Genomic DNA, 26,783 nt, shown 5'->3' on the forward strand with positions numbered 1-26,783 from the left:
AGATGTTAGCTCAGTTTTTTAAAACTAAATTCTTATTCCCTTGGCAAACAATAATATTCAAAAAGAAAGAGTAAATTTTGCGACAAGTAAGAAGGTGATTGATTATCCGGATTTCTTGGACGTACAATTAGAGTCTTTCAAGGAGTTTTTTCAATTAGAGACTACTTCTGACAACCGCCATCAGGAAGGGCTTTACAAGGTTTTCGCAGAAAACTTCCCTATTTCTGATTCAAGAAACATCTTTGTGCTAGAGTTTTTGGATTATTTCATTGATCCACCGCGTTACGATATCCAAGAGTGTATTGAGCGTGGACTGACTTATAGCGTACCTTTAAAGGCTAAATTGAAGTTGTCTTGTAATGATGAAGAACACGAAGATTTCGAAACCATTGTACAAGACGTGTATTTAGGAACCATTCCGTACATGACTCCAAAAGGTACTTTCGTGATCAATGGAGCTGAACGTGTTATCGTTTCTCAATTGCACCGTTCCCCTGGTGTGTTCTTTGGTCAAAGTAGACATACCAATGGTACTAAACTTTATTCTGCTAGGGTTATTCCTTTTAAAGGTTCTTGGATCGAGTTTGCAACAGACGTGAACAACGTGATGTATGCTTATATCGACCGTAAGAAAAAATTCCCAGTTACTACCTTGTTACGTGCAATCGGTTTCGATTCGGATAAGGAAATCTTAGAGCTTTTCGACCTTGCAGATGAAGTTAAAGTTAGTAAATCTGGATTGAAGAAATACGTTGGCCGTCGTTTAGCGGCTAGGGTATTGAACAAATGGACAGAGGATTTCGTGGACGAAGATACAGGTGAAGTAGTATCGATCGACCGTAACGAGATCATCCTTGAACGTGAAACCATATTAGAAGAAGACCACATTGACCTGATCATCGACGCTGGAGTGAAATCCATTATCCTGACCAAGGAAGATGAGTCAAACAATGCGGACTATTCGATTATATATAACACTTTACAAAAAGATACTTCCAACTCAGAAAAAGAAGCGGTAGAGCATATCTATCGTCAATTGCGTAACGCAGAACCTCCTGATGAGGAAACTGCACGTGGTATCATTGACCGTTTGTTCTTCTCGGATAAACGTTACGATTTAGGAGATGTGGGTAGATACCGTATCAACCGTAAATTGAAACTTGATACACCGTCGGATACAAAAGTATTGACTCGTGAAGATATCATCGCTATCGTGAAGTACTTGATCAACTTGATCAACTCGAAAGCTGAGGTGGATGATATCGACCACTTATCTAACCGTCGTGTTCGTACGGTAGGTGAGCAATTATATGCGCAATTCGGTGTAGGTCTGGCTCGTATGGCTCGTACTATCCGTGAGCGTATGAACATTCGTGATAACGAGGTGTTTACGCCTACTGATTTGATTAATGCTCGTACATTGTCATCAGTGATCAATTCATTCTTCGGAACGAACCAGTTATCACAGTTCATGGATCAAACCAACCCATTGGCTGAGATTACGCACAAACGTCGTCTATCAGCTTTAGGTCCTGGTGGTCTTTCAAGAGAGCGTGCCGGTTTCGAGGTACGTGACGTTCACTATACGCACTACGGTCGTCTGTGTACAATTGAAACTCCTGAGGGTCCAAACATTGGTTTGATTTCTTCATTGTCTGTTCATGCGAAAATCAATAACCTAGGATTTATCGAAACTCCATACCGTATCGTTTCTGATGGTAAGGTTGTGGTTGATAAACCAGTTGTTTATTTGTCTGCTGAAGATGAAGATGATAAGACAATTGCGCAAGCAAATGCTCTATATGATGATAAAGGTAATTTCTTAGATGCTAAAGTAAAAGCTAGATATGAGGGTGACTTCCCGATTATCGAGCCTGAGAAATTAGACTATATGGACGTTTCTCCGAACCAGATTACATCAATCGCGGCTTCATTGATTCCTTTCTTGGAGCATGATGATGCCAACCGTGCATTGATGGGTTCGAACATGCAACGTCAAGCAGTTCCATTGTTGCGTCCGCAAGCACCGGTTGTAGGTACTGGATTGGAAGCTCGTGTAGCGAAAGATTCACGTACATTGATCAATGCTGAAGGAAACGGAACAGTAGAATATGTAGATGCACAAGAAATTCACATCCGTTACGATAGAAACGACAACGATCGTTTGGTATCATTCGACGATGATGTGAAAGCATATAAATTGACCAAGTTCAAGAAAACCAACCAGAATACTTGTATCAACTTGAAACCGATCGTTACGAAAGGACAGAGGGTTGAAAAAGGTCAGGTATTATGTGAAGGCTATGCAACCGAGGACGGTGAATTGGCTTTAGGTAGAAACTTGAAAGTGGCATTCATGCCTTGGCAAGGATACAACTTTGAGGATGCGATCGTAATCTCTGAGCGTGTAGTATCACAAGATTTATTCACTTCATTACATATTGAAGAGTTCGAACTTGAAGTTCGTGACACCAAACGTGGTGAAGAAGAATTGACTGCTGATATTCCGAACGTTTCTGAAGAAGCTACGAAAGACCTTGATGAAAACGGTATTATCCGTGTTGGTGCTGAGGTTGGCGAAGGTGATATCTTAATTGGTAAGATTACTCCAAAAGGAGAGTCTGATCCTTCACCAGAAGAGAAGTTATTACGTGCGATCTTTGGTGACAAAGCTGGTGACGTGAAGGATGCTTCATTGAAAACTCCACCATCAATCAAAGGTGTGGTTATCGATACGAAGTTGTTCTCTCGTGCGAAGAAAATGTCTAAAGAAGTTGAACGTAAAGCTTTAGAGAAACTAGAAGTTGCTCATGATAGAAACATCAAGATTCTTAAAGATCGTTTAGTTGAGAAATTATTCACGATCGTAAATGGTAAGACCTCACAAGGTATTTACAATGTTTACAAAGAGTTATTGGTAGCTAAGGGCGCTAAGTTTACTCAAAAGATCCTTACTGATCTTGACTATAACAACGTTAATCCTACAGGATGGACAACTGATGATGACAAGAATGACATGATCAAACTTGCATTGCACAACTACAACATTAAAGTTAATGAGGAGTTAGGTGCATTCAAGCGTGAGAAATTTGCAATCTCTGTCGGTGATGAGCTTCCATCGGGTATCGTTCAAATGGCGAAAGTATATGTTGCCAAAAAACGTAAGTTGAAAGTAGGTGACAAAATGGCGGGACGTCACGGTAACAAAGGTATTGTTGCACGTATTGTACGTGATGAAGATATGCCTTTCTTAGAGGACGGAACTCCAGTTGATATCGTGTTGAACCCACTAGGGGTACCTTCGCGTATGAACCTTGGACAGATCTATGAAACTGTATTAGGCTGGGCAGGACAAAAATTGGGCGTTAAATTTGCTACTCCAATCTTCGACGGTGCTGAAATGGACCAAGTAGAAGAGTGGGTGGAAAAAGCAGGTTTGCCTAAGTCAGGTCGTACTTACCTATACAATGGATTGACAGGTGATCGTTTTGACCAACCTACAACAGTTGGAGTAATCTACATGTTGAAATTAGGACACATGGTTGATGATAAGATGCACGCACGTTCAATTGGTCCATACTCGTTGATTACTCAACAACCATTAGGTGGTAAGGCACAGTTCGGTGGTCAGCGTTTCGGTGAGATGGAGGTTTGGGCGTTAGAGGCATTCGGTGCATCCAACATCCTACAAGAGATCTTAACTGTAAAATCTGATGATGTAGTAGGTCGTGCGAAAACTTACGAGGCAATCGTAAAAGGTAACAACCTGCCAACTCCATCGGTACCAGAATCGTTCAACGTATTGGTACACGAGCTACGCGGATTAGGTTTAGATATCACATTAGATTAATCAAGCAAATTAAGCTTAAGAGGGTGAATAACCTTCTTAAGCTTTCACATACAGCTTTAACTTTTTACTAAGTATGTCTTACAAAAAAGATAACAAAATCAAAAGTAACTTTACATCGATTACGATCAGCTTAGCTTCTCCAGAGACTATTTTGGAGCGTTCAAGTGGTGAGGTTACTAAACCAGAAACTATCAACTACCGTACTTATAAACCAGAACGTGATGGTCTATTCTGTGAGCGTATTTTCGGTCCAGTAAAAGACTACGAATGTCACTGTGGTAAGTACAAGCGTATCCGTTATAAAGGGATCGTTTGTGACCGTTGTGGTGTTGAAGTTACAGAGAAGAAAGTACGTCGTGAGCGTATGGGACACATCAACTTGGTGGTTCCGGTTGCTCATATCTGGTACTTCCGTTCTCTACCTAACAAAATTGGTTATTTATTAGGCCTTCCAACGAAGAAGTTGGATATGATCATCTACTACGAAAGATACGTGGTTATCCAAGCTGGTATCAAAGAAGAAGATGGTATTTCATACATGGATTTCTTGACAGAAGAGGAATATTTAGATATTTTAGATACTCTTCCGAAAGAAAACCAATACTTGGATGACAACGATCCTCAGAAATTCATCGCTAAGATGGGTGCAGAGGCATTGGAAGATTTATTGAAACGTCTAGACTTAGACCAATTGTCATACGATCTTCGTCACCAAGCAGCTAACGAAACTTCCCAACAACGTAAAAACGAGGCGTTGAAACGTCTTCACGTTGTAGAGGCTTTCCGTGGTGCTAATGATCATATCGAAAACCGTCCGGAATGGATGATCGTTAAGATTGTACCTATTATCCCACCAGAGTTACGTCCTTTAGTTCCTTTGGATGGTGGTCGTTTTGCGACTTCAGACTTAAATGACCTTTACCGTCGTGTAATTATCCGTAACAACCGTTTGAAGCGTTTGATCGAGATCAAAGCGCCAGAGGTAATCTTACGTAACGAGAAACGTATGCTTCAAGAAGCAGTTGACTCGTTATTCGATAACTCACGTAAGGTAAATGCGGTTAAGACTGAAGGTAACCGTGCTTTGAAATCTTTATCGGATATCCTTAAAGGTAAGCAAGGTCGTTTCCGTCAGAACTTATTAGGTAAACGTGTTGACTACTCGGCTCGTTCGGTAATCGTCGTTGGTCCTCACTTGAAATTACACGAGTGTGGTCTTCCTAAAGATATGGCTGCTGAGCTTTATAAACCGTTCATCATCCGTAAGATGATCGAAAGAGGAATCGTAAAGACAGTGAAGTCAGCGAAGAAAATTGTAGATCGCAAAGATCCAGTAGTATGGGATATCCTTGAGAACGTATTGAAAGGTCACCCAGTATTACTAAACCGTGCACCTACGCTTCACCGTTTGGGTATCCAGGCTTTCCAACCGACTTTGGTTGAGGGTAAAGCTATCCAATTACACCCATTAGTGTGTACAGCGTTCAACGCCGATTTCGACGGTGACCAGATGGCAGTTCACTTACCTTTAGGTAATGCTGCAATTTTGGAAGCCCAAATCTTGATGTTGGCAGCACATAACATTCTTAACCCTGCAAACGGTTCTCCAGTTACAGTACCATCACAAGATATGGTATTGGGTCTTTACTATATTACTAAAGGCCGTAAAACTGACGATAGCCTCGTGATGAAAGGTGAAGGAAGTACTTTCTATTCAGCAGAAGAGGTAATCATTGCCTTGAATGAAGCAAAAGTAGATCTTCACTCGTTTATCAAAGTTAAAGCTCGTGTTAAGACTAAAGAAGGAGAATTCAAAGATCAAATCATTGAAACGACTGTGGGTCGTGTGATCTTCAACCAAATCGTTCCAGAAGAGGTAGGTTACATCAATGAATTATTGACTAAGAAATCACTTCGTAATGTCATTGGAGAGATCGTAAAGAACACGGGTATGGCTCGTGCAGCGAAATTCTTGGATGACATGAAAGAATTAGGATTCCAAACAGCATTCAAAGGTGGTCTATCGTTCAACCTTCAAGATTTGAACATCCCTGCTGCGAAAGCTGATTTGATCACTCAAGCTACAAACGAAGTTGAAGAAGTAATGAACAACTATAACATGGGTTTCATTACGAACAACGAACGTTATAACCAAATCATCGATATCTGGACACGTATCAACAACAAGTTGACAGCGCACGTTATGGATATCCTTTCGAACGACAACCAAGGTTTCAACTCTGTTTACATGATGTTGGATTCAGGAGCTCGTGGTTCGAAAGAGCAGATCCGTCAGTTATGCGGTATGCGTGGTTTGATGGCGAAACCTCAGAAATCAGGTACTTCAGGTGGTGAGATTATCGAAAACCCGATCCTTTCAAACTTCAAAGAAGGTTTGTCAGTATTGGAGTACTTTATCTCTACCCACGGTGCGCGTAAAGGTCTTGCCGATACAGCGTTGAAAACAGCCGATGCGGGTTACTTAACTCGTCGTTTACATGACGTTGCTCAAGATATGATTGTTGTTGAGCAAGACTGTAACGGTTTACGCGGTATCTATACAACAGCGCTTAAGGATAATGACGATATCGTTGAACCATTGTACGACCGTATTTTAGGACGTACGCCATTGAACGATGTTGTACATCCTGAGACAGACGAATTGATCGTTGCTGCAAATGATGATATCACTGAAGAAATTGCTGAGGCAATCGAGAATGCAGGAATTGAAGGAGTTGAAATCCGTTCTGTATTAACTTGTGAGTCTAAGCGTGGAGTTTGTGCATGTTGTTACGGACGTAACTTAGCGTCAGGTAAACGTGTTCAATTAGGTGAAGCGGTTGGTGTAATTGCTGCTCAATCAATCGGTGAGCCGGGTACACAGTTGACACTTCGTACATTCCACGTCGGTGGTACGGCATCTAACATTGCTGCTGAATCTTCGATCATCTCTAAATACGATGGTAAAATCGAATTTGAGAACGTTCGTACAGTAGAAAAAGAAGGTGAATTTGGTCCTTACCAAGTTGTATTGGGTCGTTCAGGAGAGATTAAAGTTGTAAATGACGACAAGAAAGTCCTTTACCAACAAATCATTCCTTATGGATCGAACCTATACGTTAAAGAAGGAGAGAAAGTTGATAAAGGAACTAAGTTGGTTGACTGGGATCCATACAACGCTGTAATTATCTCTGAATTTGCAGGTAAGGTAGAATTTGATGCGATTATCGAAGGTATTACTTACCGTGAGGAATCTGATGAGCAAACTGGACACAAAGAGAAAGTGATCATTGAGACTCGTGATAAGACTAAAAACCCGATGATCAAAGTATTGGATAACAAAGGCGAAATCATCCGTTCATATAACATTCCAGTAGGAGCACACGTTTCGGTATCTGATGGACAAAAAGTAAAAGAAGGTGCGATCTTAGTTAAGATCCCTCGTTCTACAGGTAAGACCCGAGATATTACGGGTGGTCTTCCTCGTGTAACGGAGTTGTTCGAGGCTCGTAATCCTTCAAACCCAGCAGTTGTTACTGAAATCGATGGTGTTGTAACTTTAGGTGGTGTTAAACGTGGTAACCGTGAGATCTCTATTGAGTCCCGTGACGGACAGGTGAAGAAATACTTAGTTCCACTTTCGAAACACATCTTGGTACAGGATAATGACTTTATCAAAGCGGGTATGCCGCTTTCAGATGGTCAGATTTCTCCTTCAGACATCTTATCGATCAAAGGTCCTTCTGCAGTTCAAGAATACATTGTGAATGGTATCCAAGAGGTTTACCGTCTGCAAGGTGTGAAGATCAACGATAAACACTTTGAAACCATCGTTCACCAAATGATGCAAAAAGTGAACATCGAAGATCCAGGAGATACTCGTTTCTTAGAAAAAGAAGCTGTAAACAAATGGGACTTCATGGAAGAAAACGATTCACTTTACGACAAGAAAGTGGTTGTAGATGCAGGTGATTCTAAATCATTGCGTCCAGGACAGATCGTAAATCTTCGTAAATTACGTGAAGAAAACTCTAGCTTGAAACGTCAAGACTTGAAATTAGTGGAAGTGCGCGATGCCATTCCAGCTACTTCTAGTCCATTGTTGCAAGGTATTACAAGAGCTTCATTAGGTACGAAATCGTTTATCTCTGCTGCTTCCTTCCAGGAAACTACCAAAGTGTTGAACGAAGCTGCTATCGCAGGTAAACGTGATAACTTATTAGGATTGAAAGAAAACGTTATTGTTGGACACTTAATCCCTTCAGGTACAGGTTTACGTCAATACAGCAACATCATCGTTGGTTCTCGTGAAGAATACGATCAGTTGTTGGCTTCTAAAGAAGAAGATTAATACAGAAAGATTTAGGAATTAAACTTCCTAATGGAAATAAAAAAAGCTCGGCTCCTGTAGCCGAGCTTTTTTGTTTTTGGATGAATTAAAGATTTTTATTAACAATTTCATCTTATATTTGTTCCTCTGATTATGACTGACATCGCATCTATCGACTTTATTATCAATCAATTTGTTTGGGATTGGAATGACTTGTTGAAAGCCGTATTGTCACTCTGTGCTGGATTCGTATTGGGATTTGAGCGCGAGTGGAAGGATAAATCGGCGGGCTTCAAGACCATTTCTATTATCTGTCTGGGGAGTACCCTGTTTTCTTTGCTGTCTTTCAAGTTGGGAGCTGGGGAATCTGAGGACGCTACCCGTATAGCCTCCTATGTGGTTTCAGGGATTGGTTTTTTAGGTGCAGGGGTAATCTTTAAGGATGGCGTGAATGTGAATGGGTTGACTACTGCCAGTATTATCTGGATGTCTGCAGCCATTGGGATGGCCATCGGCTTTGGCGTATATGTGATCGCTGCCATTTTCCTTTTGGCTTGTTTTGCCATTATCGTATCAGGTCCTTTATTGAATAAATATGTGATCCATAACATCGTGCGATTGGTGAGTGTCAGTATGAAAAGAGAAGACCTGGATGCCAAAGATCAATTGTTGTCTGAAATCAAGCCACTTGCCAAGCATGTCAAAATAAAAAAGCAGACCATGTCTGCAGATTTATTGACGATTGATATTGAGGTTCTGATCGATAAAAGGAATATCAGGAAGTTCGAAAGATCTATCCTTGAAAACAAGCAGTTGGTAGAGATCAGTCTTTAACAGATCAAACCTCTCTTTTTGCCCAGGTCAATAGTTTGCTGCAGCTTTCAGCAATCTGTCCATATTCATAATTTCCACCCACTTTTACAAACAATTTAGAACCTAATCCTACGGCACTTACTCCGGCTTCAAACCATTTGTTGATGCTTTCTTCCGTACAATCCACACCACCTGTAGGCATAAATCTCAATTTAGGAAAGATAGGCTTGATGCTTTTCAGAAAGCCAGGACCAAGAGTTTCACCCGGGAATAATTTCACAAAGGTACAGCCGGCTAACTGAGCCTCTGCAATCTCGGTAGGAGTCATGCAGCCCGGAATCCAAAGGATGTTATTCTTATTGGCACTACTTGCGACACATTCTGAAAAAATAGGACTGACCAAGAAGTCGGCTCCCAGTTCGATAAATCGATCTGCATCATCCGCATGCATTATCGTCCCAATACCTAGTCTTAGATCCGGAAAATGCTCTTCCTTATAGTTTCGCAGAGCTTTAAAATTCTGTTCGGCTTCATTTCCTCGGTTCACAAACTCAAATACCCGAATACCGCCTTCATAACAACTTTTTAGAATCTGAATACAGGTATTGACGTCATCATGATAGAAAACAGGAATGACCGGATTTCGAATGATATCTTTGATAATTTCTTCTTTCATCTTAGTTTGCTTTTCCATTTCCAAAATCTCCTTCCACAAATAACTTTTGATAACCTGCTCCGGTAGCAAAGTTAATGATTTCCTGCGCAGAGAATCCTTTTCTCAAAGCATGGATCAATCCCGCCATAAAAGCATCGCCACTACCGATCCTATCAACCACAGCTTCCGTCTCAAAAGTCTCTGAGATGCTGTCTTCATTTCTGCTATGGTAGGTGCCATAAAACAGGTTATGTTTTGAATGGTCCATGAACCGAAAGGTATTGGCGATATGTTTCGCCTTAGGGAAAGTTTCAAAAATATGCTTTGCAGATATTTGGGAACTGTTAAAATAAATTTCTTTGGTTGTTTGTCGGTTTAATCCTATTTCAACGGGGCTATCGAGCATGTTTTGCGCAGCCCAAATATTTCCCATGATAACATCGCAATACGCAGCCAATTTCGGCATGATTTCCAAGGGCTCCTTGCCATATTTCCAAAGCTTGCTGCGGTAATTAAGGTCTACAGAAATAGTAATCCCTCTTTGATCCGCTTCCTTCAGCACTTGCTTCATCAGGTCTGCCATATCTTGGGAAAGCGCTGGTGTCAATGCCGACCAGTGAAACCAATCTACATCTTGAAAGAGGAGATCAAAATCGATATTCTCAGGCTTTAACTGGCTAAAGCTGGAATACTTTCGGTCATATACCACCTCACCGCTACTCAATCCATTAGCAGAAAGCAGGATATAGCTCCCAATACGATCCCCAAAGCGGATCGCCTTAGAGCAATCCACTCCTAAATTCTGGATACTATCTTTAAGCTCATTTGCTAAGGTATTATCCGGAAATGCAGAGCAGAACTGGACCTGATCTCCCATTTGGGCCAAACCAACGGACACATTGGCTTCTGAACCACCGGGGAAAACTTTTAGACGATTATTTCCCCCTTCAAAAATGGACTCACTGAGGCTTTGAAGGCGGTACAATACTTCACCGAATGTTAATATCTGTGGCATAGGTCAAACTGAACAACAATATAATAGTTTTTGATGGATTGTTGCAGCGTTTTTACGAAAACGTTTAAGTAATAATCCTGTTTACATTGCCGATTTTTCGCTATAATTTCTGTATTATTGGATAATAATCAACTATAAACTATGAGTATTCTAGATAAATTCTCCCTAAAAGATAAAGTTATCGTTATTACAGGAGGCACTGGGATTTTAGGCAAATCCTTTGTCAAAGCATTGGCTGAGGCCGGCGCTAAAATCTGTATTATCGGGAGAAACCAAGAAAAAATCAATGAACGTATCAGCATGGCCAATGACCTCGGTGCAGAGGCAATAGGCATTGTTGCCGATGTGATGGATGAGCAGTCTGTTAAAGATGCCAAACAACTGATCGTAAATCGCTATGGCAGCATTGACGGCCTGATCAATGCCGTGGGAGGTAACATTCCAGGTGCCACGATCGCTGATGATCAAAATATATTTGACAATAAAATCCAAGATACCATCAAAGCGATTGAGCTTAACCTTTACGGTACCATTATTCCAACCTTGATCTTTGGGGAACTCATCGCAGTAAAAGGCAAAGGTTCCATCATCAATATATCCTCCTTGGCTGCGTCAAGACCATTGACCCGCGTTTTGGGCTATACCGTTGCCAAGCATGCTATTGATGGATTCACGAAGTGGATGTCCACCGAATTGGCGCTTCGCTATGGCGATAAGGTGCGTGTCAATGCGATTGCACCTGGAGTCTTCTTGACCGAGCAAAACAAAACTTTACTGACCAATCCAGATGGTAGCTATACCGATAGGGCACAGAAATTCATCAATGGAACACCATACAGAAGGTTAGGGGATCCATCAGAATTAGAAGGAACCTTAGTCTATCTACTCAGCGATGCATCGGCATTCGTATCTGGAGAAATAATCTTTGTGGACGGTGGCTTTAACTCTTGGTGTGGCGTATAATATGGAAAACAAAAAATTCTTAGAACAAACTTGGCGATGGTACGGACCTAACGATCCGGTATCCTTGCAAGATGTGAAGCAGGCTGGAGCTACTGGCATAGTTTCGGCATTGCATCATATCCCCCACGGTGAGGTATGGCCTCTAGAGGACATACAGGAAAGGAAAAGGATTATTGAAGAAGCTGGACTGACTTGGTCCGTTGTTGAATCGGTACCGGTCCATGAAGCCATTAAAACAAGATCTGCAGATGCAGACCAATATATCGAACGCTACAAGCAATCCTTACAAAATCTAGCCTCCTGCGGCATCAAGACTATCTGTTATAATTTTATGCCTGTTTTGGATTGGACCCGCACGCAATTGGATTTGATCATGAAAGATGGATCTAAGGCGCTCTATTTTGATTGGATCGATCTTGCGATCTTCGATATCTATATCTTAAAAAGAGAGGCAGCGGCCCAAGACTATAGCCAAGAGATCCAACAGTTGGCTGAAGAGAAATTCAGCAAGATGACTGAGGAAGAGAAAACGGATCTACAGTTCAATATCCTGATGGGAATTCCCGGGGAAGGGGATATCAGCTTAGAATCCTTACAAAACAGCATCAATATTTATAAAAATATTGGAAGGGAAGGATTGAAACAGAACTTGCTCCATTTCCTAGGTGCCATTGCGGACACCTGTGAGGCCAATGGAATCAAGATGACCATTCACCCCGACGATCCGCCTTACGCTATCCTGGGGCTTCCTAGAGTGGTCAGCAACGAAGAGGATTTGGTCTACATCATTTCAGAGCAACCAAGGGATTTCAATGGGATTTGTTTCTGTACCGGTTCTTTAGGAGCTGGACCTCAAAACAATCTCCCACAGATCTTGGACAAGGTGAAGCACCGCGTATACTTTGCCCATCTGCGCAATGTGAAGCGCGATGCCCTAGGCAGCTTCTATGAAGCAGACCACTTGGATGGGGATGTGGATATGTATGCGATCGTTAAGGGCTTAAGTGAAGAAAACCAACGCAGAGATTTGGCGATTCCATTTAGACCCGATCATGGGCATCAAATGCTTGATGACATCAATAAAGTGACCAATCCAGGCTATTCAGCCATTGGAAGGCTTCGTGGCCTTGCAGAATTGCGAGGTTTAGAATTAGGAATTTTGAGATCTTAACCAAGGATCTACCCACATAAACAACAAATTATGGATACAAGTAAACCTACGAAATATAGGTGGACGGTTTGTGCACTGATATTTTTCGCAACGACCATCAATTACCTGGATAGGCAAGTGCTTTCTCTGACCTGGAAAGACTTTATTGCCCCAGAATTTCATTGGACCAACAATGACTATGGTAACGTTGCGGCCATTTTCTCCATTGTCTATGCCATTTCCATGTTGTTGTCCGGTCGATTTATCGATAAGCTTGGAACAAAGAAAGGCTATTTATGGGCGATTGCGATCTGGTCGGTAGGTGCTATCCTACATGCATTCTGTGGCATGATCACTTCAGGGGTATTAGCAGGAGAATGGTTGGTTACTTTCGGACGGGCCAAGGAAATCATCGCTGGTATCGAGGATGTCACCAAAGTGGTTAACATCTCGGTCACTGTCTTTATCTTTGCGCGTATCATTTTGGCATTAGGGGAGGGCGGAAATTTTCCGGCAGCCATGAAGGCCTGTGTAGAATACTTTCCAAAAAAAGACAGGGCATTTTCCACATCCATCTTTAATTCGGGCACTACCATTGGGGCACTTTTGGCTCCTTTGATCATTCCGGTTATTGCAGCCAAATACGGCTGGGAAATGTCGTTTATTATAATTGGAGCCTTAGGTTTCATTTGGATGGGTTTCTGGCAGTTTATGTACAAAAAACCAGAAGAAAACCCACGCGTCAATGCCGCTGAGTTGGCTTACATCAAACAGGATGTCGATCATGGAGAAGTAACCGAAGCGGATAAGCCCGTAAAAGCCAAGGTCTCCATACGAGAATGCCTAAAGTTCAAACAAACCTGGGCACTCATCTTTGGCAAGTTCCTGACCGATGGCGTATGGTGGTTTCTTTTGTTTTGGTTCCCGGCCTATTTAAGTTCGGTTTATGATATTAAATCCTCGGATATAGAAGGACAGGTTGCTATATTTGTTCTGTATGCCATTACCATGTTGTCCATTATCGGCGGCTGGCTACCCACCTATTTTGTGGAAAAGAAAGGGATGGAAGTGTATGCAGGACGTATGAGAGCCATGCTGATCTTTGCTTTCTTCCCCTTATTGATCCTTTTTGCACAACCATTGGGCGAATATTCGTATTGGTTTCCAGTTATCCTGATCGGTATCAGTGCAGCAGCTCATCAATCATGGTCTGCAAACATATTCTCAGCCGTAGGTGATATGTTCCCAAAGAAAGCTATTGCCACGGTGACAGGTATCAGTGGTCTTGCTGGCGGAGTTGGTTCTTTCCTGATCAATAAAGTTTCAGGGGTATTGTTCGATTATGCCGAACAAACCAATATGAAAGTTTTTGGATTCGAGGGGATTGAATCGGGTTACTTTATCATCTTTGCAGTCTGTTCGATCGCCTATTTATTGGCTTGGACAATTATGCGAATATTGGTTCCAAAAATGAAACTTATTCACCTTTCTTAATAAAGGAATTTGCTTGATCTTATTCGAGACACATTCGGAATTTTCCGAATGTGTCTCGAATATGTCTCGAATAAGGTCCGAATAAAACTGTTCAATCTTTGATCGAAATCTTACTGTTGCGCAGTAGAATAGATTCGATACTTCTTGCAAAAAATAAATTAACATTTTGCTCTTTTCCGAAGCAATAAATACTGATAAGAATTTCTTTTAATCCTTCCTGAACATAGCAGGCAATGCTGGTTTTTCACCTGCTTTTATAGCTTTGATAAAGGGTAAAAATTCATTCTTATACCACGGAATATTTTCTCTAAAACGGTCTGTCAATCGTCCTTCCATAGTGTCATAAATTTTCAGGGCTTCTTTTTCTTTACCTTGTTGAATCAAGTTATAGATAAATAACGTGCTAATGGAATACAGGTCATTGATCAATAAGAAATCATCGATCGGTGTCATGGATTCGAATATTTTGATATACGAAGCAAAGGACTTAGAAAAGAAAGCCTTTGGAAACTCTTTATTTATCCGGTCTAGATAGCCTGTGCCTAATCCATCAAGGTATTGCATGAATTTCTGGGTGGAGGTTGCGATTCTTTTCTCTGAAGATTTAAGTGGCAGAACCCATAAGCCTAAGAAGTTGAGGTTTTTTTCGACTTCATTATCTTCAATTAGCTCGAAAGGGTTAGTCTTAAATTGTGCATCTTCCAAATCCATACTAAGCGACTTGCCTTGCCATTCAAGTAGCAATGCATGCTGTATATATTGTTTGGCAAAAATAGAACTCAATTCTACATCTAAGCTTATTTCTGTGAAAATACGACTTGGTCTATTTGCTACGGAAAGATCTTTGTACCATACCCAATTGTATAAACTTAATGGGCGTTCAATATTTTCACTTAAAAATGTCCAAGAACTTTTTTCCATGGCTTCCTTAACCACGGTTGAGATCGTCTCGATATGATGAGGTAATTCTAAGGTAGCCTTTTTTTCCTTTTGGTAGCTAGCATATATTTTTTCAATAGATTTTTTAGGGTCCATCAAAAAACTAACCTTGGCTCTTTCATCAGGATCTACTAGCGTGGATAATTCATCTGACAGTCTTGGGACTTCAAAATCGGTATCTTTCTTCTTGATCTTTAGTAAATCATATTGGGTTAGGAGTTCATGTAACTTGATCAATTCAGGATTGTTGATCCATTGTTCAAAATCTTTTGCCAAGCCGTCCTCTGTACCTATATCAGCTTCTAGATAGGCATTGACAAAAGCCAAGTAAAAATTATGCATCAGTTGCTTGTCGTCTTGCTGCTTGGATAGTTCGATCATCTCAGCAATCAATTTAGGAATGGGGATATGCTCCAGTTTTTCAGGGGCTTCTTTCCAATGGCCAGCATCCAGCAATCTTTTCCAGGTTTCGGAACCATACTCAGGGAAAATATATCCATCCTCCTGAAAGACAACATCAGCCTCCTCATTGTTGACATCACTGAGGATCCAGTCAGAATCTTCTAGGTTTTTGAAATATTCAGGGTTGTTTTTATAATCAGGATGTTGATCAATGGGAAGCTTCTTGATAAAACCGATTTTTTCCAAATACGGGAAACAACGTAAAACCGTAAAACTCGTATCAAATCGATTTTGGAATTGGTAGAGATTGAAAATGATTTTACGTTGTTCCGCGGCAGGAAGATCAGTTCGTTCTAGGAGATGAACGGCATCTTCCACTAAATTTTCTATAGCATGATACGACATAATAGCGCTGTATTTGTTTGAATTAAAGATGCAAAAGAATATCCTATTGATCTTTAACAATTCATCTGCAGGCTATTTACATAACATCTACATTTATTGAGAAACAACTGTTTCTTGCACTTTTTTATCTACAAAAATCTTGTTCAAGAGAATTTGCTTGATGGAAGTGGGTTCAACATTTTCCTCCAATCCATCAAAATCCCCAATTAAGATCGGGTAGTATTCAGCGTCTACATCTACAATGCCATGAGAACCTTTCACCAATGAAGCATCTAATGGAGTAATATCCAAAACGGCTGCAAAGCCTATTTTCTTCAAGATAAGTTTACCGATTGCCCTAGACTTGGAGGTCATGAACATTTCCACCGGATCATAGCCCGGTTTTTTGTGGATGTCTACCATTCTCGCATAGTCCGGTGCCACAGCATCATCTTCCCAGAAATAATAGGTAAACCAGGCGTTAGGATTTGCTAATAGGACCAAATCTCCTGAACGTTCATGGTCGATTTGATAAGCCTTTTGTTCTTCCTTATCCAATACTTTGGCTACGCCAGCGACCTTCGATAATAAGGTCTTGAGTTTATCTCTAGTTTCCTGTGTTTTAGTATATACATGTGCTATTTGATGGTCAGAGACCGCAAAAGCTTCAGATGCTCCAGCATCCAATAGTTCCAATCCTCTTTCAATTCGGATATCGATTAGTCCTTCTTTGCGAAGGATTCTGTTGATATGGATAGGTTGATCGACTGGGCCAATTCCGTATTCCGACAATAGGATCACTTCCACGTTTCTTTTTTGGAAGAAGGTGGTAAGCTTTTCAACCAAATGATCGATTTGTTTCAACTCTGCTGCTACACCTTCGCCTTTAGGACCATATTTCTGCAAACAATAATCCAAATGCGGGAGATAAATAAGGTTTAAAGTCGGTTGATGCTTCTCCTCCACATACATGGCCGCATCCGCGATCCAGTTGGAAGAGGTGATATTGGCATTGGGACCCCAAAAGTTGAATAAAGGGAATTTTCCGAATTTCTCCGTCAATTCATCGCGCAGGCTGCTGGGGTAAGCATAGCAATCCGGCATCTTCCGCCCATCGGCCAAGTAGTTTGGTCTTGGCGTAGCTGAGAAGTCCGCATCATTATACATATTGTACCACCAGAACATCTGTGCACAGGTAAATGCAGGATTCTGTTTCTTTCCGGTCACCCAGATGTTTTCTCCTTGCACCAATTTGTTGGATTGTTTCCAGAATTTTATCTCTGAATCGGTATGATCGTACCACCCATTTCCAACGATGCCATGTTCACTCGGTGCCACGCCCGTCAAATAGGTTGTTTGGGCAGATGTGGTCAATGCAGGCAAAACCGGTTTTATCTTACGTAGCTTATTCTGTTTAATGAATTTCTCAATGAACGGGGTATGTTCTCCAATTACGGAACTTGAAAGCCCAACAATATCAATAACAGCAATTCTCTTCATATTTAATCCCTTAATTTTTTCAATAACCAATTCAATTCCCTTGCGATGGACTCTTCAATGGGAGCCTGCAAGGATTTTGGCAATACGCCCCAAGTATAGGTTTCTACCTCGATATGATTTGTTCTTTCCTTTTCTTTATGCAGTTCTATGACCCTGATGATATCCTCTTGGGTGGAATCCAGTTCTCCATAGCTTTTCAAAAAGATAGGAACATGGAAGTGGCTCCGCCATTCCACATGGTTGGCATCATTGGGATCATTTAATGCTTCAGGAAGGTCCTTGTATTTGATGAGGTTGCCCTCGCTATCTTTAGCAATGACCTGATGCAAATAGATCGGCTCATTGAATTCTTTCAGTTTGTTTTTCTGGCTAACCCTTTTTTCTGGATCCTCTGCAAGGGACACCTTTAGGGCTGAACTAACTTGGAATTTACCTATTTTGATGTTCAGTTTTTCCAATTCATCCATGCTCTTTTGATGGTCCTCGTATTCCAGAGCAAAATGGCAGACATCGTAGCAGAGACAGATATATCTGTTGATGATCGCCTTGGCTTGATCGACGTCTAGTTTATATTTTTCCTTAAAGAACTCACTGGCCATCGGGATCAGCTCGTTTGTATACCAGGTGATAAATTCCCTGGAATCCTCTAACATACCGTCAGGTTCAGGTTCAATATCCAAATGCATATAGATCGAGCTATTAACCTCTGTTTGATACAGCTGTTCCGCGATCAATAGAATATGTTTGGTGCAAAGGTCACGCTTTTGCTGCCATTCAGGGGTGTTTTGTTCATGCCAAAAACGATAGGATAGAGGCGAAGTAGAAATTCCACCTTCCTGGCCTTTCGGCAGTAAATGCGCTAAGATGTCAAACAGATTCTTTGTATACTCAAATCGCTCTTTGCTTGTCCAATCAGGAGCATGCACTTTATCCTTCACCTCTTTGATATGGAAATCGCCATAGGGGAAACCATTCATGGTGAATACATAGATATGGTTTTGTTTCAACCAATCTTGAAATTCTTTTAGGGCTTCCGGTTCACTCAATTCTTTGGCTGCTTGAGCGGATAGGCGCAGGCCTAATCCAAAGTCTTGGTCAGCTGAAACCGCCGCTTTTATCTTCGGTAAATTTGTTTTTAGCTCGTGAAAATGGTCTTTCCAGGCTTCACCTGGATGGATATTGCTACAATAAGAAAGATGTGAATTAGCTAGCTTCATAAACAGGGTTTTGATTTTGACTAAAGTTCTTTAAAAAATCAATAGCTTGGATAATCAGGTCATAATCTAACTGATGATAGTCTTTTCCTTTTCCCATTTTCTCTAAAAGAACTACGGTCAATTTTCCGCCTAGGTGTTCTTGGAAATCGAGCAGGCCGGATAGCAAAATAAATCTTGCCTCTTCGGAGTCCAAGATCGGATGATAAATTGGCAGACCAAGGTTACGGATCAAACTGACCACTCGGGTAGCCTCTTCTTCTGTAATATTACCGATTAAATAGGAATAAAAGACATCCATCGCGATTCCAATGGCAACAGCTTCGCCATGCAATACTTGGAAATCAGTCATCTGTTCTAGTTTATGGGCACTCCAATGGCCAAAATCCAATGGTCTGGAAGATCCTAATTCGAAAGGGTCACCATTTCGGATATGTTCCAGATGCTTATCGGCACAACGGAAAATCAAATCTTCCATTTCAACAGAATTCCTTTGTTTGATCTTACTGGCATTATTTTCTATCCATTCATAGAATCCTAAATCCTTGATCAATGCAACTTTGATGGCTTCTGATACCCCAGCTACCCAAGACCGTTCATCTAAGGTTTGAAGGAATTCATAATCGTTGAAAACTGCCTTTGCAGGGGTAAATGTTCCTAGAAAGTTCTTTTTCCCTTTATAGTTCACCGAGTTTTTTACTCCCACACCTGAATCATTCTGGGATAGGACCGTAGTCGGGATACGGATATGCTTGATGCCACGGTGCGAGATCGCAGCGGCATAGCCCACTAGATCTAAAATAGCTCCGCCGCCTATGCCAATAACATAGGAATGTCTATCGATCCCATACTGATCTACCGCTTGGATTATGGAGTCTAAGCAGGTCGTATCATTCTTGCAGATCTCTCCGCCGGGAAGGACCAATGGCTCGCTCGCTAAAATAAAATCTTCCGTTTCCATGAAATAATTATGGATCTGTTCCGTCAGATTAGGGTGTTTTTCCATAAATCCAGCGTCAATAACAAAGAGGATTTTCTGTTTGAATCCGGGGTTGCTGTGCTGGGAAAGAAAATCTTTCAATAGGTTGTTGCCTAAGGTGAAAAGACCTTTGGTGAAAAAGATATTATATTGATATTCAATAGTGAATTTTTGTTCTAATACACGTTCCATACTCAATAGGGTTTAGGTTACGGCAAATTTCTTAGCTAAGAAGATTGAAACCGGTAATATGGCGCATACGGCCAATGCTAACAGCCAGTGGCCAGATATGGCAATCCAGCTAGCATTCATTAAAATCAGTGCGAGTACTCCAAATTTCACAGCCTTCCTGACATCTTGTGGCTGCAATGTTTTCAGGGCTTTGGAAACCGGTGAACCAATCATAACACTGAAAAGCAGGATGAAAACCAAGGCCAAGTAATTTTTGCTGCTATAGGTGAAGTAAAGTAAGGTTATTATAACAATGGAATACAAGCCAATGGAAACCAATAAGGCAGTCTTATTGCTTCCATAAACTTCACCACGGCTTATATTTGTTACCGAGGCGATATAGATAATCGGGATGATGGCGATATACCAATAGCTCAAGGCATCTGGCAATACGGCCATTCCCAAAAGAAGGTTCAGACCTCTACAGGCTCCCATGACGATAGGGCCAGCTAGGAAATGATGTTTTGCTTTGCCATTGTACAATAAGCACATCAGCACGATGGCCAATGAAACATAGAATGCGGTCATATTGACCTGATAGGCCAAAAAGGATCCAATGGCAAAGGCTAAGGTACCTAAAATGCTGGCAGCGGATTTTTTGATCCTACCGGAAGGGATAGGGCGTTCGGGACGCTCCACTTTATCCAAAGCGGCATCAAAGACATCATTAAAGACTATCCCGCCAGTATAGAGTAACATACTGGAAATGGTAATCCAGATCAATGGATTGACCGGGGGTAAATCTTGTTGCAGAAACAAGCAGGCTAAAGCGACACCAGCTAAAACATCAGATATGGCTGTTAAAACATTGGACGGCCTGATGATTTGGATCCATGGTTTCAACATACGCAACGGTATTAAGAAATAATAATAGAATCCTTATTTAACCTAGGTTGTTGACCACCACGAAGGATTGTATTACCTTCAAATTTCTCATTCGGATCTGCAAATAAAGTCTTGTCCAGGGTATTTAAATCAAGATGGTCGCTGACCTTGAAAGCATCTAAAGCATTCTGATAGGTCACCTTGATGACATCTTCTTTTGAAACACCATGTTGCAGCATCAATGCAGCAGTTTTTGGCACTGCCAATGGATCTGAGATTCCCCAGTCTGCTGCTGAATTGACCATGATCCTATCAGAGCCGTATTCTTTGACGATGTCCACCATGCGCTCATTGCCCATTTTGGTAAATGGATAGATGGTGAATCCGGCATAGAAACCACGGTCTAAAACTTCCTTAACCGTTTCTTCCGAGTTATGGTCAATGATGACGGTTTGAGGGTCTAGGCCATGCTCGATAGCGATATCCATACTGCGTGTGGTTCCGCGGGTTTTATCACGGTGGGGGGTGTGAACCTGGACAGGCAGTCCAGCTTCTTTGGCAAGCTCCAATTGAGCTCTATAGTATTTATCTTCAGCAGGAGTCTGGTCATCGAAACCAATTTCTCCAATCCCGACAACACCTTCCTTATAAATGAAATGAGGAAGTAATTCCATGACCTGTTCTGCTAAAGCTTCATTGTTTGCTTCTCTAGAATTAAGACCGATGGTACAAAAATGTCTAATCCCAAATTGGGAAGCCCTAAATCTTTCCCATCCAATCAGGCTACTATAATAATCCTTAAAGGTATCTATCCCAGTTCTTGGCTGTCCGACCCAAAAGGCAGGTTCGATCAGTAAAAGAACACCTGCATCAAACAGCGCTTGGTAATCATCCGTCGTTCGTGAAACCATATGAATATGTGGGTCCACAAATTTCATCCCTTTAATTAATTCAAAGTCTAACGACATTGGTCTCCCCATACTCGCTAGGTCTCTATTTAATTCTGTGCACATTCCTGTCTGTTTTTAATTTTTCTCTAATAATTCTGGGCTAACGTTTTGCTGCTTCAAGATTTCTTTAGCGCGAGGAGGTAAGTGATCCTTCGCCAAAACCCATAGCATAGGGTGGATCTCTCGATTGGCAGAATCGCGTTCATAAATATAGTCGACAATGGAGTTTGCAAGATGGATGTTGTTGCGGTCGTAGAGACCATAAATCTTCTTGATATCCTTGCCGGTAAAAAAGCTCTTTAAAATCATTTGGTTCCAGGCTTCTTCATTTAAGTAGGTAGCAGGAAACTTGTTCTGCTCCATGATAGCGCCTTGAACCAGCCCAATATTATTCCGAATACCCTCTTGGCAACGGTCAATCCAGATTCTTGGGAACTGGAAAATGTTCAATGCCGAATACAAAGCTTCCTGCTCTTGCATATCAGCATAATTGAACAACTTCTCGATAAAAGTAAAATAGGGTTCTTGTTGATCTTCGATCAAACTCAATAGGTATACCCGCGCAAGTCTAAGTACGGTCCAATTCTCGACAATCAAGGGATTGCTATCCTCTTGGACCATACTTACTGTTTTATCCTTGCTGGTATTTAATTTCCTGCTTAATGAGGAAAATATCTTTACAAAACTTGTAGTGTAATTATCTGCAATCGTTCGCTCACATTCCTCTAAATAGCTTTTCTCCTCTGTTGTCAGCAGTTCGAATAAGGTATTTCGCACTTGTTCTTTCCATTCCATATTGCAGTTTATATTATGATTACTTTAAAATTTTAATCTGCATGTCTTTATATTCAACTTTCATTGGTGGACCAACATGCACTTGCACACCAATCAATCCTTTCTCCTTGCGGTTTTCAGGATCATTGTCGATCACTTCAGCGATTACCTTTCCGTTGATAAAATGTGTTAGTTTATTGCCTTCAGCAACGATTTCCAGATCATTCCAATCATTCGGTTTTACTATGGTCTTTAATTCTTCATCGGTAGCTACAGAATCGATCACCTTCATATTTGTCCAGGCATTGCCTTTCGACTCGCCTTTATTTCCATCTGCAGGGTTCAATATTTCTGTTCGCTGACCACGGTAAGCTAAGGTTGTTCGCTTGCGTTCCTCATAGTTTTGACCAGTGTAATTATTCTTTCCATCAATGTCCGCTTGGTACCCCCGTAGGGCATTCGGCACCTCTGTGAAACGATCGCTTCTGTAATTTACACCACTATTTCCATTTTCGGAAATTTTAAATTTAGTTTTCAATGAAAAGTCAGCTACATCCCCACCGTTCCAGATCAAAAATGTATTAGTTTTTAAGGGCTCTTGGTCTGCTCGGATCTCGCCCGATAGGACCCCATTTTCCATTTTCCAATAGGTGGTATCACCCTCCCAGCCGGATAAGGAATTCGGGTCAAACATGGCGATATAACCATCGTCTAACCCTACCGTATCGCTGGCGGTACTGTCCTGTTTGTTGTTCTGTTCTGCATTGCTTCCGTTGCATGATCCTAATAAAATAGTAGCACTGAGGCAGATACAGCTATATTTGAATAATTTTTTCATTTTGGATTTCTCTAAGACTTATTTGTTCTTCCAATCCACATGGGTATCTTCCCATTTTCTGTTTTTAGCCGAGTTGATAACGGCTTCGCAGACCTTCTGAGTTTCTAGTGCATCCCTAAAAGTTGGGTGACATTCGGCTCCTGTTTCTAGCGTTTGTAAAAAATCTGCTACTTGATGGACAAAGGAATGTTCGTAGCCCAAAGATAGACCTGGAACCCACCATTTATCCATGTAAGGTTGGTCGCCATCTGTAACGTGAATGGACCTCCATCCTTTAACAATCGAATCATCGGCATTGTTGAAATACTCCAATCGGTTCATATCATGTAAGTCCCATTTCAAGGAACCCTTCTCACCATTGATCTCGAAAGTAAATAGGGCTTTGTGCCCACGGGCATAGCGCGTAGATTCAAACAATCCCAAAGACTCATTGTCGAAGTGACAATGAAATATACAGGCATCATCAATCTTTACATCTTCCATTTTGCCGGTTTCTTCATGCATGCGTTGCTTAACGAAGATTTCGGTCATGGCCGATACATCCTTGATACCACCATTGATCCACATCGCTAGATCTATACAATGCGCCAATAGGTCTCCGGTTACTCCTGAACCTGCAGCATCGGCATCCATTCTCCAGAAAGCTGCTCCCCCTTGAGGAAGGTTTTCATTGATGGTCCAGTCTTGAAGGAAGTTACTGCGGTAATGGAAGATCTTGCCCAGTTTGCCGCTATCTACGATCTGTTTCGCCAAGGTTACCGCAGGTAAACGACGGTAATTGTACCAGATCGTGTTTTTCACCTGATTGGCTTCTACGGCTGCCACCATTTTCTCGCCCTCTTCCAAGGTTCTTGAAAGCGGTTTTTCACAAAGGACCATTTTGCCGGCAGCGGCAGCAGCTACTGCGATCTCCATGTGCATATTGTTTGGGGTACAGATATCGACAGCGTCGATATCATCCCTAGCGATCAGTTTCTTCCAATCGGTCTCGTAAGTTTCATATCCCCACTGTTCTGCAAATGCTTTCACTTTTGCTTCACTGCGTGAACATACAGCCTTTAACACGGGTGTATATTCCAGGTCAGGAAAGAAATTAGGTACACGTTTATATCCATTGGAATGGGTTCTTCCCATGAAACCACATCCTATTAATCCAATTCTTAATTCTTTTTTGCTCATGATTTTTTCTTTTGAAGATTACTCTGACCATCCATTTACATCGCGCACCTCGATCAAGGTCTTCAAGATCGAATCCCAGGTCTCTTGTTTGTGCATCACCTCATTTGGGAACATACATCCATCCCAACAGAAATGGTTGAAGGCCTTGGTTGGATTTCCATTTTCATCCTTCATCCAGAAGCCTGCATCTTTAGCGATATCCAAACGTCCGTTAGGATCGGTTGGCAAGCAGTGTCTTCCTGTCTTATCGTGCGATCCTGATCCGAATACCGTTCCATCGTTTTGAGCAACGTGGAAATCAATGGTCCAAGGGCGAAGTTTTGAGGTCAGGAACTTTAGCCCTCTTTCTAATTCTTCACGGTCATCCCATTGGAAGTCAGGTTTCAAGATGCGGTCTTCAGGTGCATTATAGCCTAAAAGATAAAGGAAAGTATGCGACATGTCCGCTTGGAAGCCCATATTATCACGGTCTACCATCTCTAGGGTATCCAGCATGGTTTTCCAGCTTTGCATACCACCCCAACAGATTTCACCTTCAGCAGCTAGGCGTTCGCCATATTCTGCCGCAGCATCACATGCCCTACGGAAGGTGTCTGCAATTAGTTTAGTGTTTTCAGTAGGGTTTTTTGACCATTCCTCTACACTGCTGGCAGAGTCTACGCGGATAACGTTGTTGGTCCTGATTCCTTCTTTTCTAAGTTTATATCCAAACTCAGCAGCTTTCCGGACTACTTCCACAAAGCGATCTCGGTCTGTTTGGGAACCCATTGCGGAACCGCCATCTGGTGGCCAAATAGGAGCTACTAATGTGCCTATAGCTAAACCATAGGTACCTCCAATCTTGTCTACAACTGATTTTATATGATCGTCCGAAGGATCTAACTTGACATGTGGGTCAAATAAACCCAAGTCTATTCCATCGAATTTTACGCCGTTTACTTCTGCTTTGGCCGTTTTTTCCAATAACTCATCCAATGAAATGATGGGTTCATGGTCTCCTTTTCCTACAATGCCGGGCCATGTTGCATTGTGTAATTTTGGGAAATTGTTCTTGCTCATAACAAAGTTTATTTATTCACTAATTAACCTTTTACCACTAAATCCGGATTGTCTGGGCCGAAATGCTTCAGCATCACGATCGGATCTGTAGTGGAATGGTTCTGAATGGTTACTCCTCTTTTTGCGGCTTCCTCTGATACAAAGTATTCATCAAAAGTCAATTGTCCGTAACGGATCAAGGCTGGGGTTTCGATCGTCCAATCATTCATCTTGCCATAACCTTGCATCATGATCAATCCATAGGCTGCAGCATCGGTAATGGTCACTGTCTGTCCAGGGAATACGGTCAATTCTTTGGCACTGAATGCGGTTGATTTATAACAAACCCATTTCTCGGAATAGCCTTCGCTTTCCATCGCTTTCTCATCTTTCACCGGCAAGGGAGCCATAAATCTGTTTTTCATCATGTCAGGATCAACGTTCAGATCCCAATCAATGATATCCATCAGAGCATCGTAATCACCTTTCATGTTCTCAGGAACGCCTTTCCACAATAACTCTTCAGGGATGATCGCTTCGTTTACCAAAGATTGGTACATCGCAAATACATCCGAAGCTTTTTGCGGCTCATAGGTGCATAAACTTCCAGGGGCATGCAATAAGCCTGGAGGAACATCCCATCCGGTTCCTGGTTCCAAGCGGTAGGCTTGTGAATAATTGGTGATCTTGTTGTCGCCTTTAGCAAAGTTCTCCAGACATTCCTTGATGGTTTCTTTTGGTGTTCCCGGTGCAATTCCCATAAAGGTATACGGGAAATCGCCGCCATGGTTGTTCAACTGAGGTGGGAAGTAATAGGCTTCAGGTTTTCCTTGTTGTTCGATAAGTGCTGCCTTTTCATCATTGTGATGGATATGGTGGGGTAGAGGACCCATGTTATCAAAGAATTTTGAATACATCGGCCAGCTTTGGTATTCATCCCAAAGACGGTTACCAATTAATTTTCCTTTTAGATGGTCTACGCAGTCAGCTAATAAAACCTGTTCTGTCTTGCCATTTTCTTCATAAACTACAAAACTCAATCCTTCAAATTCACCCGTCAAAGGACCATTTTTCGCAGGAGTGGTCGATGAAAACCAACGCTCATCAATACCGCCACGTTCACCGCCTAATACATAGTAATCATCGGGATGAAGTTTTATCCTTTTACCTGGTACACAAAAAGATCTTGGCACCCAGTTAGGTGCTAATCTCAATATTCCTTTTCCTTGTTCGAATGCCTTTTCAATGATTTCCATTCTT

The 26,783-nt window shown here is 41.6% G+C and carries 19 protein-coding genes; 6 read left to right on the forward strand and 13 right to left on the reverse strand.

Features of this window, described 5'->3' with window-relative positions; all coding sequences use genetic code 11:
• Nucleotides 1–40 precede the first annotated feature (40 nt).
• From rpoB to CKW03_RS03665, 3 genes are all read left to right on the forward strand, one after another.
• On the forward strand, nt 41–3,850 hold the full coding sequence (gene rpoB / locus CKW03_RS03655; protein WP_093098566.1) for a DNA-directed RNA polymerase subunit beta: 3,810 nt from the start codon (nt 41–43) through the stop codon (nt 3,848–3,850).
• 73 nt (nt 3,851–3,923) lie between these two features.
• On the forward strand, nt 3,924–8,201 hold the full coding sequence (rpoC, locus tag CKW03_RS03660; protein ID WP_093098567.1) for a DNA-directed RNA polymerase subunit beta': 4,278 nt from the start codon (nt 3,924–3,926) through the stop codon (nt 8,199–8,201).
• A gap of 132 nt (nt 8,202–8,333) precedes the next feature.
• Nucleotides 8,334–9,014, forward strand: a complete 681-nt coding sequence (locus CKW03_RS03665) for an MgtC/SapB family protein (protein WP_093098569.1) — start codon at nt 8,334–8,336, stop codon at nt 9,012–9,014.
• Between the two features lie 4 nt (nt 9,015–9,018).
• Here the strand turns inward: CKW03_RS03665 and CKW03_RS03670 are convergent, their stop codons facing one another.
• Nucleotides 9,019–9,669 (reverse strand): beta/alpha barrel domain-containing protein, encoded by a 651-nt coding sequence (locus tag CKW03_RS03670; protein ID WP_093099053.1) that lies wholly within the window; start codon nt 9,667–9,669, stop codon nt 9,019–9,021.
• A gap of 1 nt (nt 9,670) precedes the next feature.
• The gene (locus tag CKW03_RS03675; protein WP_093098570.1) at nt 9,671–10,663 is read right to left on the reverse strand and encodes a sugar kinase; all 993 of its coding nucleotides are present in this window, start codon (nt 10,661–10,663) and stop codon (nt 9,671–9,673) included.
• Nucleotides 10,664–10,804: 141 nt separating this feature from the next.
• Here CKW03_RS03675 and CKW03_RS03680 point away from each other — a divergent pair, with 141 nt between their 5' ends.
• The 3 genes from CKW03_RS03680 to CKW03_RS03690 are packed head-to-tail and all read left to right on the forward strand — an operon-like array spanning nt 10,805 to nt 14,270.
• On the forward strand, nt 10,805–11,626 hold the full coding sequence (locus CKW03_RS03680) for an SDR family oxidoreductase (RefSeq protein ID WP_093098572.1): 822 nt from the start codon (nt 10,805–10,807) through the stop codon (nt 11,624–11,626).
• A gap of 1 nt (nt 11,627) precedes the next feature.
• The gene (gene uxuA, locus CKW03_RS03685) at nt 11,628–12,797 is read left to right on the forward strand and encodes a mannonate dehydratase (RefSeq protein ID WP_093098573.1); all 1,170 of its coding nucleotides are present in this window, start codon (nt 11,628–11,630) and stop codon (nt 12,795–12,797) included.
• Between the two features lie 30 nt (nt 12,798–12,827).
• Entirely contained in the window at nt 12,828–14,270 is a 1,443-nt protein-coding gene (locus tag CKW03_RS03690; RefSeq protein ID WP_093098575.1) for an MFS transporter, read from the forward strand.
• Nucleotides 14,271–14,477: 207 nt separating this feature from the next.
• Here the strand turns inward: CKW03_RS03690 and CKW03_RS03695 are convergent, their stop codons facing one another.
• From CKW03_RS03695 to CKW03_RS03745, 11 genes are all read right to left on the reverse strand, one after another.
• A complete protein-coding gene (locus CKW03_RS03695; protein ID WP_093098576.1) occupies nt 14,478–16,016 on the reverse strand; it encodes a hypothetical protein in 1,539 nt (512 codons plus the stop codon).
• 93 nt (nt 16,017–16,109) lie between these two features.
• Nucleotides 16,110–17,495: an alkaline phosphatase family protein gene (locus tag CKW03_RS03700; protein ID WP_093098578.1), complete on the reverse strand. Its 1,386-nt coding sequence runs from the start codon at nt 17,493–17,495 to the stop codon at nt 16,110–16,112.
• A gap of 2 nt (nt 17,496–17,497) precedes the next feature.
• The gene (gene eboE / locus CKW03_RS03705; RefSeq protein ID WP_093098579.1) at nt 17,498–18,712 is read right to left on the reverse strand and encodes a metabolite traffic protein EboE; all 1,215 of its coding nucleotides are present in this window, start codon (nt 18,710–18,712) and stop codon (nt 17,498–17,500) included.
• The gene (locus CKW03_RS03710) at nt 18,699–19,880 is read right to left on the reverse strand and encodes a 3-dehydroquinate synthase (protein ID WP_093098581.1); all 1,182 of its coding nucleotides are present in this window, start codon (nt 19,878–19,880) and stop codon (nt 18,699–18,701) included. The genes eboE and CKW03_RS03710 overlap by 14 nt, the downstream gene beginning before the upstream one ends.
• Before the next feature lie 12 nt (nt 19,881–19,892).
• On the reverse strand, nt 19,893–20,765 hold the full coding sequence (eboC, locus tag CKW03_RS03715) for a UbiA-like protein EboC (protein WP_093098582.1): 873 nt from the start codon (nt 20,763–20,765) through the stop codon (nt 19,893–19,895).
• An 11-nt stretch (nt 20,766–20,776) separates the two neighbouring features.
• A complete protein-coding gene (locus CKW03_RS03720; RefSeq protein WP_197700972.1) occupies nt 20,777–21,757 on the reverse strand; it encodes a TatD family hydrolase in 981 nt (326 codons plus the stop codon).
• A gap of 12 nt (nt 21,758–21,769) precedes the next feature.
• Nucleotides 21,770–22,489 carry an EboA domain-containing protein gene (locus CKW03_RS03725; RefSeq protein WP_093098585.1) on the reverse strand — a complete coding sequence of 240 codons (720 nt, stop codon included), beginning with the start codon at nt 22,487–22,489 and terminating at the stop codon, nt 21,770–21,772.
• 19 nt (nt 22,490–22,508) lie between these two features.
• The gene (locus CKW03_RS03730; protein ID WP_093098587.1) at nt 22,509–23,306 is read right to left on the reverse strand and encodes a 3-keto-disaccharide hydrolase; all 798 of its coding nucleotides are present in this window, start codon (nt 23,304–23,306) and stop codon (nt 22,509–22,511) included.
• A gap of 18 nt (nt 23,307–23,324) precedes the next feature.
• Nucleotides 23,325–24,485 carry a Gfo/Idh/MocA family protein gene (locus CKW03_RS03735; protein WP_197700973.1) on the reverse strand — a complete coding sequence of 387 codons (1,161 nt, stop codon included), beginning with the start codon at nt 24,483–24,485 and terminating at the stop codon, nt 23,325–23,327.
• A gap of 18 nt (nt 24,486–24,503) precedes the next feature.
• Nucleotides 24,504–25,544, reverse strand: a complete 1,041-nt coding sequence (locus CKW03_RS03740; RefSeq protein ID WP_093098590.1) for a sugar phosphate isomerase/epimerase family protein — start codon at nt 25,542–25,544, stop codon at nt 24,504–24,506.
• Between the two features lie 23 nt (nt 25,545–25,567).
• Nucleotides 25,568–26,779 (reverse strand): cupin domain-containing protein, encoded by a 1,212-nt coding sequence (locus CKW03_RS03745; protein ID WP_093098591.1) that lies wholly within the window; start codon nt 26,777–26,779, stop codon nt 25,568–25,570.
• Nucleotides 26,780–26,783: the final 4 nt, after the last annotated feature.

Source organism: Sphingobacterium mizutaii (genome assembly GCF_900187125.1).
GTDB classification, from domain to species: Bacteria; Bacteroidota; Bacteroidia; order Sphingobacteriales; family Sphingobacteriaceae; genus Sphingobacterium; species Sphingobacterium mizutaii.